Source organism: Pseudomonas tehranensis (assembly GCF_014268615.1).
GTDB lineage: Bacteria > Pseudomonadota > Gammaproteobacteria > Pseudomonadales > Pseudomonadaceae > Aquipseudomonas > Aquipseudomonas tehranensis.
In genome coordinates this window covers 1-12,183 of the sequence record NZ_JABWQV010000034.1, presented here as the reverse complement: position 1 = coordinate 12,183, position 12,183 = coordinate 1, and the positions used below count along the sequence as shown (strand labels likewise).

Below are 12,183 nucleotides of genomic sequence, written 5' to 3'. Positions count from 1 at the left end.
AATGTTCTCTCGCTCTAGTCGTTGGGCGCTTAACCGAAGAAGCTCTGGCCATTCTTGGCCATTTCACGCAGCTTCGCGGTCGGGTGGTACAGCGCGCCCAAATCAGCGTACTGGTCTGCCAGGGCAACGAACTCGGCTACACCGATCGAATCGATGTAGCGCAGCGCGCCGCCACGGAATGGAGGGAAACCGATACCGTAGACCAGACCCATGTCAGCTTCGGCGGCGGTTTCAACAATGCCGTCTTCCAGGCAACGCACGGTTTCGAGGCACAGCGGGATCATCATCCAGTTGATGATGTCTTCGTCGGTGACTTCGCGCTGCTCGTAGACAATCGGCTTGAGCACTTCCAGCACCGACGAATCGGCGACTTTCTTCTGCTTGCCGCGCTTGTCGGTCTCGTAGGCGTAGAAACCCTTGCCGTTCTTCTGGCCCAGGCGCTTGGCTTCGTAGAGCACGTCGACGGCCGACCGGCGGTCGTCTTTCATGCGGTCCGGGAAGCCTTCAGCCATGACGTCACGACCATGGTGGCCGGTGTCGATGCCGACCACGTCCATCAGGTACGCCGGGCCCATTGGCCAGCCGAATTTTTCCATGATCTTGTCGATGCGCACAAAGTCCACACCGGCGCTGACCAGCTTGGCGAAACCGCCGAAGTACGGGAACAGTACGCGGTTGACCAAAAAGCCTGGGCAGTCGTTGACGACGATCGGGTTCTTGCCCATTTTCTTGGCGTAGGCGACGGTAGTGGCAACGGCCAGTTCGCTGGACTTCTCGCCACGGATCACTTCCACCAGCGGCATCATGTGCACCGGGTTGAAGAAGTGCATGCCGACGAAGTTTTCCGGACGCTTAAGGGCCTTGGCCAGCAGCGAGATGGAGATGGTCGAGGTGTTCGAAGCGAGGATGGTGTCCTCTTTGACCTTGTCTTCGACTTCAGCCAGTACCGCCTGCTTGACCTTCGGGTTCTCGACAACGGCTTCGACCACCAGGTCGACATGGCCGAAATCGCCGTAGGACAGGGTTGGACGAATGCCGTTGAGCACTTCGGCCATCTTCGCCGCGGTCATGCGACCTTTATCGACGCGACCAACCAGCAGCTTGGCCGCCTCGGCCAGGCCTTGCTCGATACCGTGTTCGTTGATGTCTTTCATCAGGATCGGCGTGCCTTTGGACGCCGACTGGTAGGCGATACCGCCACCCATGATACCGGCGCCGAGTACGGCGGCCTGCTTCACGTCACGGGCAATTTCGTCGTAGGCCTTGGCCTTTTTCTTCAGTTCCTGGTCATTGAGGAACAGACCGATCAGGCTTTGTGCAGCCGAGGTCTTGGCCAGTTTGACGAAGCCGGCGGCTTCGACTTCCAGGGCCTTGTCGCGACCGAAGTTCGCGGCTTTCTGGATGGTCTTGATCGCTTCGACCGGCGCCGGGTAGTTCGGGCCAGCTTGACCGGCGACGAAACCCTTGGCGGTTTCGAAAGCCATCATTTGTTCGATGGCGTTGAGCTTGAGCTTTTCCAGCTTCGGCTGGCGCTTGGCCTTGTAGTCGAACTCGCCACTGATGGCGCGCTTGAGCGTTTCAAGGGCCGCTTCCTGGAGTTTGCCAGGCTCGACCACGGCATCCACGGCGCCGACTTTCAGCGCGTCTTCAGCACGGTTTTCCTTGCCGGCGGCAATCCACTCGATGGCGTTGTCGGCACCGATGAGGCGCGGCAGACGTACGGTACCGCCAAAGCCTGGGTAGATGCCCAGCTTGACTTCCGGCAGGCCGATCTTGGCCGTGCTGGACATGACGCGATAATCCGCTGCCAGGCACATCTCGAGGCCGCCACCCAGGGCGATGCCGTTGATGGCCGCGACGGTCGGTACGTTGAGGTCTTCGAAGTCGCTGAAAATACGGTTGGCTTCGAGGTTGCCAGCGATCAGTTCGGCATCGGGCAGCTTGAAGTTATCGACGAATTCGGTGATGTCGGCGCCGACGATGAAGACGTCCTTGCCGCTGCTGACGATCACACCCTTGATCGAAGCATCTGCCTTGATAGTGTCCACGGCCTGACGCAGTTCATTCAGGGTTAGACGGTTGAACTTGTTGACGGACTCACCCTTGAGATCGAACTTCAGTTCGACGATGCCACTTTCAAGAGCCTTAACCGTGATGGCTTTACCTTCGTAAATCATCAACTGATCTCCACGATATGGAAGCTGAACAGTACACGTTGAACGCTGACTGCTGGTTCGGCATTGACGTTACCGCCGATGCTACGCCAATCCGCCAGGCACACCCGTCAACGCGATAGTCGGGGTTCTGTAGGAACGTTCGGAAAATACAAACGCTCAATTCATACGCCCGTTTGATTTGGGTACGCCACCTTCACGGAATTTCCGACAATTGTCAATCGCCCTAAACAGGGGCTTGAACGCGACTTCCCGGTCATTTGCGTACCGCACGGATCCGCAACACGGCGCTGCATACAGGGCCATTCATAGAATCAATATTTAGAAAAGTCGCCCTAATTCCATGCACGTCGGACTCAACCGGCTAAGCTGGCGGGAACGCTTTTAAATCTTTGGAGAAGGACGTTTCGAACGAACGCCCCGCAAACAACTTCGATTACCGGCCTGCCTGGCCAACCCGCCCGATGAGACTGTCGGGCTTTTTTATGCCAGTAGGAGCTGCCGAAGGCTCGGGCTGCGTTCGGACGATCTTTAATTTTCACTTAAGACTCAATCGAGTGCGGACAGATCGCAGCCTCGCTTCGCTCGACAGCTCCTACGGAGGATGCAGGCCAGGAGATTCAGGCCAGCGCCTTCAGCACCGAGGAAATCTCCTGCAAAACACTCGCCTCACCCTTCTCGCCCCAATACAAGGCGATCATTTGCCCGTCGGCTTCAATTTTGTAGACGTTGGCTGGCAATTTTTCGAAATGATTGAGCAACGACTCATCCTGGCAGACTTCGCGCCACTGATTGACCCATACGCCCGGCGCGGTTTGCCAGTAGGTCCAGATAGCCGGCTGCTTGCCCCGTCGGGGCCGATGGTACTGGGCGCAGGGGTTTGGCGCCTGTTGCCCGAGCCAGTGAGGCCACTCCTGACGCGCCAGTTGCATGGCCAGGCCAAGGCGCCGCGCCTCCATGCGCAACGCCATGCGACCGTTCTGAACACGGGACGGGCGCAACCATGCCAGGGGGCTTAATACCACCAACAGGATTGACAGCACTATCCAGACCGTCATATTCGTACTCCCCGAATTCTGATGAGCCCTTTGACGATTGACCCACGTCGCCGTCAATGCGCTTGAAACCAGCCATACTTACCGTATCGCAATTCTCTGGAGTACCTTCCATGTACTACGAACACGTCCTGGTCGCCGTCGACCTCACTGAAGAATGTGATCCCGTCGTCAAGCGTGCTCTGGCCCTTTGCGAAGGTCGAGACACCAAACTGTCGCTGGTTCACATCGTCGAACCCATGGCCATGGCCTTCGGTGGTGATGTGCCGATGGACCTTTCCCAGTTGCAACAACAACAATTCGATCAAGCCAAGGAACGCCTTGACCGGCTGATCGTGAAATACCCTGCCCTGAAAAAGGAATACAGCCACCTGACCTACGGCCAGCCGCGCCAGGAGATCCACCACCTGGCCAAGGAACAGGGTTGCGACCTGATCGTCGTGGGCAGCCATGGTCGTCATGGCCTGGCACTGCTGTTGGGCTCTACAGCCAACGATGTGCTGCATGGCGCGCCTTGCGACGTGCTGGCCGTGCATCTGGTCAAGCGCACTTAACCTTTAAGGGATTGTATTTCAAATAGAAATCCCGGCGCTCAAGGTTGAGCACCGGGATTCTTTACAACAGTGGATCAAGCGTCCAGTTCAGCCCAGCGTTCGACCAATGCGTCCAGCTCGGCCTGCAACTGCTCCAGATGCGCGATCACCTTGGCGGTTTCGGCGGCAGGTCGCTGATAGAAGCCGGCCTCGGCCATTTCAGCTTGCACCGCTGCGATCTGCTGTTCCTTCGCGTCGATATCACCCGGCAATGCTTCCAGCTCACGCTGCAACTTGTAGCTGAGCTTCTTTTTCGCCGGGGCCGGGGCCGCTGTGGCAGCCACCGGAGCAGGCTCGGCCTTGACCACCGCCGAGTTCAGGTCGGCCTTGCCGGACTTGCTCTCAGTCACGCCCAGCAGACGTGGCGACCCGCCCTGGCGCAGCCAGTCCTGATAACCACCAACGTATTCACGTACCAGACCTTCGCCTTCGAATACCAAGGTGCTGGTGACCACGTTGTCGAGGAATGCCCGGTCGTGGCTGACCATCAGTACAGTGCCGTTGAAGGTCAGCAGCACCTCTTCCAGCAACTCGAGGGTTTCCACGTCCAGGTCGTTGGTCGGTTCGTCGAGCACCAGCAGGTTCGCCGGTTTGCTGAACAGTTTGGCCAGCAGCAGACGGGCACGTTCACCGCCGGACAGCGCCTTGACCGGGGTACGGGCACGCTGGGGGCTGAACAGGAAGTCGCCCAGATAGCTCAACACATGGCGGCTCTGGCCATCGATGTCGATGAAATCGCGGCCTTCGGCAACGTTGTCGATGACGGTTTTTTCAAGGTCCAACTGATGGCGCAACTGGTCGAAGTAGGCGACGTCGATCTTCGTGCCCTCCTCCACCTTGCCATTGGTCGGTACCAGGCCGCCGAGCATCAGCTTGAGCAAGGTGGTCTTGCCGGTGCCGTTGGCGCCCAGCAGGCCAATGCGGTCACCACGCTGCAGCACCATGGAAAAGTCCTTGATCAGGAACGGGCCGCCAGGGTGCGCAAAACTCACGTTCTCAAGAACCATCACCTGCTTGCCGGACTTGTCGGCGGTATCCAGCTGAATATTGGCCTTGCCGGTGCGTTCGCGACGCTCACTGCGTTCCATGCGCAGTGCCTTGAGCGCCCGTACGCGGCCTTCGTTGCGGGTGCGACGGGCCTTGATACCCTGGCGAATCCAGACTTCTTCCTGGGCCAGCTTCTTGTCGAACAGCGCGTTCGCGGTTTCTTCCGCCGCCAGCGCCGCTTCCTTGTGCACCAGGAAGCTGGCGTAGTCGCCGTTCCAGTCGATCAGGCCGCCGCGATCCAGTTCGAGGATACGGGTCGCCAGGTTTTGCAGGAAAGAACGGTCGTGCGTGATAAACAGCACCGCGCCCTGGAAATCCTTCAGGGCCTCTTCAAGCCAGGCGATGGCGCCGATGTCCAGGTGGTTGGTGGGTTCGTCGAGCAGCAGCAGGTCCGGCTCGGACACCAGGGCCTGGGCCAACAACACCCGGCGACGCCAGCCACCGGACAACTCGGCCAGGGTCTTGTCGGCCGGCAGTTGCAGACGGCTCAGGGTGCTGTCCACCAACTGCTGCAGGCGCCAGCCATCGCGGGCCTCGAGGTCGTGCTGCACATGCATCAACTTGTCCAGATCAGCGTCGGTGACGATGTTCTGGCTCAGGTGGTGATACTCGGCCAGCAACGCGCCGACACCGTCCAGACCCTCGGCGACCACGTCGAACACCGTCCGCTCGTCGGCCACCGGCAGTTCCTGGGGCAATTCGCCGATTTTCAGGCCTGGTGCGCGCCAGACCGAGCCGTCATCGGGCTTCTGATCGCCCTTGACCAGCTTCATCATGCTGGACTTGCCAGTGCCGTTGCGGCCGATGATGCACACCCGCTCACCACGGGCGATCTGCCAGGACACCTTGTCCAACAACGGCATAGCGCCGAAAGCAAGGGACACATCGCTGAATTTGAGCAGGGTCATGAGCTTCTCCAAAAACCGGGCGCGCATTCTACCTGAGATGAGGCCCTAGAAGTCCGCCAATTTCGCCACTGAAGCACTCTGCATAACAAATGTTGCGAACTTGTGCGGATGCCCCCGCAAAGCTTTCGCCCATTGCTGGCAAAAGGCTAAGCTACAGACAGTTACCCTGGGTCAAACCTTGGGCTTGTCATGTTTTTTCTGCCCGGACGTATCATGCGCAGTCGCCTTTTCAGTGTTTTATCTTGCTTGTTTGTATGTGCCACTGCCGTTCAAACCGCCGAGGCGGTGGATATTTCCACCCAGCGTCAGTATTACGATGAAGCCAAGCGCGCCTTGGCCAAAGGTGATTCCGGCCCCTATTTTCGCTACAGCCAGGCCCTGCGTGATTACCCGCTGGAACCCTACCTGGCCTACGACGAACTGACCGCTCGCCTCAAGAGCGCCAGCAATGCCGAAATCGAGAAATTTCTCGCCGAGCATGGCGACCTGCCCCAGGCCAACTGGATGAAATTGCGCTGGTTGCGCTGGCTGGCCGACCGTGGCGATTGGGCGACCTTCGTCAAGTACTACGACTCCAAGCTCAACTTCACCGAACTGGACTGTCTCAACGCCCAATATCAGCTCAGTCATGGTCTCAAGGCCGAAGGTTACGCCAACACCGAAAAGCTTTGGCTCACCGGCAAATCCCAACCGGCCGCGTGCGATGCGCTGTTCGGCCTGTGGGCGACCCAGGGTCAGCTGACTGAGCAGAAGCGCTGGGAGCGCGCCAAACTGGCCGCCCAGGCCCGCAATTATCCACTGGCCAAAAGCCTGATCAGCGGCCTGACTACCCTTGCCCCTCGCGGCCAACTGCTGCTGGACGTGGCGCAAAAACCGGAACTGCTCAATCAACCATCGCGCTTCAGCCCGGCCGATGAGCCGATGGCCGATATCGTCAGCCTCGGCTTGCGGCGCCTTGCTCGCCAGGATCCAGAGAAAGCCATGGCGCTGCTGGACGGCTACGCCAGCTCCATGCACTTTTCCAAGAACGAAAAAGTAGCCATCGCCCGGGAAATAGGCCTGACCCTGGCCAAACGCTTCGACAGCCGCGCCCTGGGTGTGATGACAAAATATGACCCGGAACTGCGCGACGATACCGTCTCGGAATGGCGCTTGCGCCTGCTGTTGCGCCTGGCCCGGTGGGACGACGCCTATGAGTTGACCCGTCGCCTGCCCGAGACGCTGGCCAGCACCAGTCGCTGGCGTTACTGGCAGGCCCGTAGCCTGGAACTGGCGCAGCCACAAAATCCCGAGGCACTGACGCTTTACAAGCATCTGGCCCGTGAGCGGGACTTCTATGGTTTCCTGGCCGCCGACCGCTCCCAATCGCCCTACTCGCTTAACAACAAGCCGCTGGTGATGAGCCAGGCGCTGATCAATAAAGTGCGCAACACGCCGGGTATTCGTCGCGCTCTGGAGTTTCATGCCCGAGGTCAGATCGTCGACGGTCGCCGCGAGTGGTATCACGTCACTCGCCATTTCAACCGGGACGAGATGGTCGCCCAGGCGAAACTGGCCTACGACCTGAAATGGTACTTCCCGGCGATCCGCACCATCAGCCAGGCCAAGTATTGGGACGACCTGGATATCCGCTTCCCCATGGCCTACCGCGACACCCTGGTGCGTGAAGCCAAGGTGCGCGGCCTGCATTCAAGCTGGGTGTTCGCCATCACTCGACAGGAAAGTGCCTTCATGGAAGATGCGCGCTCCGGTGTCGGCGCCAGCGGCCTGATGCAGTTGATGCCGGCCACCGCCAAGGAAACCGCGCGCAAGTTCAACATCCCGCTGGCCTCGCCCAAGCAAGTGCTGAACCCGGACAAAAACATCCAGCTGGGCGCGGCGTACCTGAGCCAGGTTCACAGCCAGTTCAACGGCAACCGCGTCCTGGCCTCTGCCGCCTACAACGCCGGCCCCGGTCGGGTGCGTCAGTGGCTGCGCGGTGCCGACCACCTGAGCTTCGATGTCTGGGTGGAAAGCATCCCCTTCGACGAAACCCGGCAATACGTGCAGAACGTGTTGTCGTACTCGGTGATCTACGGCCAGAAACTCAACTCGCCGCAACCGCTGGTGGACTGGCATGAGCGGTATTTTGATGATCAGTAGGCGTTAGCGACAGGCGTTAAGCCTCAAGCGGCAAGCTGTTCCTGAACAGCAAAAAATGCCCGTATCGAAAGATGCGGGCATTTTTTTGGTTGGTTGCGGGGACTTGTGGGAGCGGGCTTGCTCGCGAAAGCAGTGGATCAGTCAGCATCATCGCCGGCTGACACACCGCTTTCGCGAGCAAGCCCGCTCCCACAGTGCTTATGTGCGGGCAGAATTCAACCAACCTGCACGCAAGCCCGCTTACCCGACTGAGTAAGGCGATACCGCTGTGCTGGGCTGTTGGGGGATTCGGGGTCAGTCATTTCGACCAAGCCGGCGGCTAATGCCGGCTTGAGATAGTTCCCCCTGAAAGTGGCCTTGTGTGCCAGTCCCAACTGCCCCATCAACTCACTGATCTTAAGTGAAGCGCCGCCACGCAACGCCAGAAGCAGCCGTGCTACTTGGTCGGTTACTGGGTCGGTTACTGGGTCGGTCAGTGGTTCGTTACGAATGGCTTCCCCGAGGGCCACACACAGTGCTTGCAGCATGAACTCCACAAAAGGTGTCGCCTCAGCCAAACGATCGCATTCATTGAGCAGGCTCGCCTTGCTGATTGAACTGCAACGCCGCCAGCCTTGCATACAGGGCATTACTGGCGACCAGTTCCTGATGGGTGCCCACGGCAACCACCTTGCCCTGGTCCATCACTGCGATCCGATCGGCATTTTTCACTGTGGCCAGGCGGTGGGCGATGACCAGGGTGGTGCGATTTTTCATCAGGCTGGGCAGCGCTTGCTGGATCAAGTGTTCGCTTTGCGCGTCGAGGGCGCTGGTAGCTTCGTCCAATAGCAGGATCGGTGCGTCCACCAACAGCGCCCGGGCGATGGCCAGGCGTTGGCGTTGACCGCCGGATAACCCCAGACCGCCGTCACCCAGGTGGGTCTGGTAACCCTCCGGCATTTTTTCGATGAAATCGTGGGCGTGGGCGATCTGCGCGGCTTCGCGCACCTGCTCGGCCGTCGCCTCGGGGTTGCCGTAGCGGATGTTCTCTTCAACCGTGCCGAAAAACAGAGCCGGGTTCTGCGAAACCAGGGCGAAATGACGACGCAGGTCCAGCGGATCAAGTTGGGTCAGCGGTACATCGTCAATGAGGATCTGCCCTTGCGCAGGGTCGTAGAAACGCAGCAGCAGGTCATACACCGTAGATTTTCCGGCACCGGACGGCCCGACCAAGGCCAGGGTCTCGCCAGCCTGGACGCTCAGGTCCAGGCCGTCGACCGCATAGCTGTCCGGCCGGGAAGGATAAGAGAAGCGCACGCCTTCGAGACGCAGATCACCCCGTACCCGCTCAGGCAAGGTCATCAGGCCAGAAACCGGCGGCTGGATGATATTTTCCGAACGTAGCAATTCGGCGATGCGCTCAGCCGCGCCGGCCGCTCGTTGCAACTCTCCGATGACTTCGCTCAGGGTGCCGAAGGCGCTGCCGACGATCAGGCTGTAGAACACAAACGCCGCCAGCTCACCACCGGAAATCCGCCCGGCGATGACGTCCATGCCCCCGACCCAGAGCATCACCCCCACCGCCCCCAGCACCAGCACGATCACCAGTGTGATCAGCCAGGCCCGCTGGGCGATGCGCTTGCGGGCGGTGTCGAAGGCCTGCTCCACGGTCACGGCAAAGCGTCGTTCATCCTGGACCTGATGGTTGTAGGCCTGCACGGTTTTGATCTGGCCGAGCGTCTCGGAGACGTAGCTGCCGACATCGGCAATGCGGTCCTGACTCTGGCGCGACAGGCTGCGCACTCGCCGCCCGAATATCAGGATCGGCGCCAAGACCAACGGCAGGGCAATCACCACGATACTGGTGAGTTTGGGGTTGGTGATGAACAACAACACAATGCCGCCGACCACCATCAAGGCGTTGCGCAAAAATAGCGACAACGACGAGCCGATCACTGACTGCAACAAGGTCGTATCGGCGGTCAGGCGCGACTGGATTTCCGAGCTGCGGTTGTTTTCGTAAAAGCCCGGGTGCAGATACACCAGATGGTTGAAGACCTGCCGGCGGATATCGGCCACCACTCGCTCGCCAATCCAGGACACCAGGTAGAAACGGGAAAAAGTGCCGATCGCCAATCCCACCACAAGCACCATGAACAGGCCAATGGACTGATTGAGCAGGTGCGGGGAGCGCGTCATGAAACCCTGGTCCACCAGCAACCGGATGCCCTGTCCCATGGACAAGGTGATACCAGCGGTGACGATAAGCGCCAGCAAGGCGCCCGCCACCTGCTTGCGATAGGGCGCAATGAAGCCACTGGCCAGGCGTATGGCACGGCGTTGTTGGGAAGAGAGCATCAGAAAGCACCCGATAATGCAGCAGGAAATGGACCGTCCGACGGCACCGAGGCGCAGCGGAACTTGGTTGAATCAGAATGAGTCAGGTTAAATATGACCGTAACGACTAGAGGCTAGATGTTATCGGTCTAAAGTCTGGCTGGAAACGCGACTGCGTTTCTGATTGAGTGGAGCTGTCGCCATGAACCTACAAGGAGTGTCATGGCTCGGTCACCTGGCGACACTAAAATAGGCACACAACCTGATGAGGAGACAGGCCATGTCCTTGCAACACAGCAGCGACGACAAGATTCAAGTGATCCGCACGCAACCGGACCAGTCTCTGGGCTGTTCGATCATCGATGAAGATGGACGCGAAGTACCGATCACTGAAGACATGATCCAGAAAGCCTGCAGCGAGCTGGAAAAGCGACTGGTCAAACCTGCCGAACAAAAGTGATACAGCCCGTCTTCATTGAACCCGACCTTGATGTCGGGTTTTTTATGCCCGCAGCCTCTGCGGACTCTTGAGGGTTGGCTCTTGCTCCCGCTGGACTGCGCTGTGTAGGAGCTGCCGAAGGCTGCGATCTTTTGATCTTTCGCTTGATACTCAACTGCTTTGGAAAGATCGCAGCCTCGCTTCGCTCGACAGCTCCTACACAGCGCAGCCGAGCGGGAGCAAGCTCCCTCGCCACAAGACGATTAAAGGGTGGTGGCGCCCAGAGCGCTCACGATCTGTTGCAACGCCGGCGACTGCCCCTCGATGCGAACCTTCAAGCCGTCGATTTCCCGACGCGGCGGATAATGCTTGCGCAGGGCATCGAAAGCGCTGCGTTGTTCGCTGACGGTTCCCACCAGACTGCGACGAAAATCCGCATCGTCGCGGCGTGGGTCGTACACGCCACGGCACAGCATCGCCAGTGCCCAGGCAGGATCCGTCTCAGCGTCCAGCGTGATGCCACCCAGCCATGGTCGGGGCAGCAGATCGCTCAACCGGACCGCAACCGGTTGCTCGAGGAATGCGCACAAGGATTCGTAGATCTGCGCCGTACCACGCTGGCGACCATCGAGGCTGTAGCCGGCAATGTGCGGGGTGGCGATCACACACAGGTCAGCCAGATCCGCATCGACAGTCGGCTCATGCTCCCAGACATCCAGCACCGCTTGCAGGTCTTCGCGCTCCAGCAACACCTCGCGCAGCGCTGTGTTGTCGATCACCGGTCCACGGGCCGCATTGATCAGCCAGGTACCGGGCTGGAGCCGGCGCAGACGTTGCTCATCGAACAGGTGCCAGGTCGGTTGCGCGCCGTCGCGAGTCAACGGTGTGTGCAGGCTGATCACATCGCACTGTTCGATGATCTGCTCCAGACTCACATAATCGCCGCCTTCGGCAGCCTGACGGGGTGGGTCGCAGACTTTCACCGTCCAACCCAGGCCCTTGAGCACCTCAATCAACCGCCCGCCCACCTGCCCGGCACCGACCACGCCAAAGGTACGCTGCTTGAGGTTCGCGCCTTCGATTTCAGCCAGGGTCATCAGACTGCCCAGCACGTAGTCCACCACGCCACGGGCGTTACAGCCCGGAGCGCTGGCCCAGCGAATACCGGCCTCGGTGAAATAATCCAGATCCAGGTGATCGGTGCCGATGGTGCAGGTGCCGACGAAACGCACCTTGCTGCCTTCCAGCAGCGTGCGATTGACCTGGGTGACGGAGCGCACCAGCAACACATCGGCCTGCTCGACCATCCCCCGGTCGATGCCCCGCCCCGGGACCCGGCGGATTTCACCGAAACCTTGGAAAAACGCATCGAGCAGGGGAATATTTTCGTCGGCGACGATCAGCATGGCAGAGCTCCTTTGGCGGGACGGGCAGTGTAGGCGTTCCGTTAGGCCTGTGCATTACCCGAAGCGAATGATGTTGTGGCGAGGGGATTTATCCCCGTTGGGC

9 protein-coding genes are annotated in these 12,183 nt (G+C 59.7%); 3 read left to right on the top strand and 6 right to left on the bottom strand.

Annotated elements, in window-relative coordinates; genetic code table 11:
* Positions 1 to 29: 29 nt before the first annotated feature.
* Both fadB and HU811_RS09000 read right to left on the bottom strand, forming a co-directional pair.
* Positions 30 to 2,177: a fatty acid oxidation complex subunit alpha FadB gene (gene fadB, locus HU811_RS09005; RefSeq protein WP_186655362.1), complete on the bottom strand. Its 2,148-nt coding sequence runs from the start codon at positions 2,175 to 2,177 to the stop codon at positions 30 to 32.
* A 617-nt stretch (positions 2,178 to 2,794) separates the two neighbouring features.
* A complete protein-coding gene (locus HU811_RS09000; protein WP_092403109.1) occupies positions 2,795 to 3,232 on the bottom strand; it encodes a hypothetical protein in 438 nt (145 codons plus the stop codon).
* Between the two features lie 110 nt (positions 3,233 to 3,342).
* Here HU811_RS09000 and HU811_RS08995 point away from each other — a divergent pair, with 110 nt between their 5' ends.
* Entirely contained in the window at positions 3,343 to 3,783 is a 441-nt protein-coding gene (locus tag HU811_RS08995) for a universal stress protein (RefSeq protein WP_047227202.1), read from the top strand.
* A gap of 74 nt (positions 3,784 to 3,857) precedes the next feature.
* Here HU811_RS08995 and HU811_RS08990 read toward each other — a convergent pair whose 3' ends face one another.
* Entirely contained in the window at positions 3,858 to 5,777 is a 1,920-nt protein-coding gene (locus tag HU811_RS08990; RefSeq protein WP_186655359.1) for an ATP-binding cassette domain-containing protein, read from the bottom strand.
* A 213-nt stretch (positions 5,778 to 5,990) separates the two neighbouring features.
* On the opposite strand from HU811_RS08990, the gene HU811_RS08985 reads away from it, so the two are divergent.
* Positions 5,991 to 7,919 carry a transglycosylase SLT domain-containing protein gene (locus HU811_RS08985; RefSeq protein WP_092459085.1) on the top strand — a complete coding sequence of 643 codons (1,929 nt, stop codon included), beginning with the start codon at positions 5,991 to 5,993 and terminating at the stop codon, positions 7,917 to 7,919.
* Between the two features lie 215 nt (positions 7,920 to 8,134).
* Here the strand turns inward: HU811_RS08985 and HU811_RS08980 are convergent, their stop codons facing one another.
* Positions 8,135 to 8,446, bottom strand: coding sequence for a Fic family protein (locus tag HU811_RS08980; protein ID WP_177193396.1), 312 nt, complete (start codon positions 8,444 to 8,446; stop codon positions 8,135 to 8,137).
* A gap of 40 nt (positions 8,447 to 8,486) precedes the next feature.
* Positions 8,487 to 10,256: an ABC transporter transmembrane domain-containing protein gene (locus tag HU811_RS08975; RefSeq protein WP_092403099.1), complete on the bottom strand. Its 1,770-nt coding sequence runs from the start codon at positions 10,254 to 10,256 to the stop codon at positions 8,487 to 8,489.
* A gap of 259 nt (positions 10,257 to 10,515) precedes the next feature.
* On the opposite strand from HU811_RS08975, the gene HU811_RS08970 reads away from it, so the two are divergent.
* Positions 10,516 to 10,695, top strand: a complete 180-nt coding sequence (locus tag HU811_RS08970; RefSeq protein ID WP_092403097.1) for a PA1571 family protein — start codon at positions 10,516 to 10,518, stop codon at positions 10,693 to 10,695.
* Between the two features lie 242 nt (positions 10,696 to 10,937).
* Here HU811_RS08970 and pdxB read toward each other — a convergent pair whose 3' ends face one another.
* A complete protein-coding gene (pdxB, locus tag HU811_RS08965; RefSeq protein ID WP_186655356.1) occupies positions 10,938 to 12,080 on the bottom strand; it encodes a 4-phosphoerythronate dehydrogenase PdxB in 1,143 nt (380 codons plus the stop codon).
* Positions 12,081 to 12,183 lie beyond the last annotated feature (103 nt).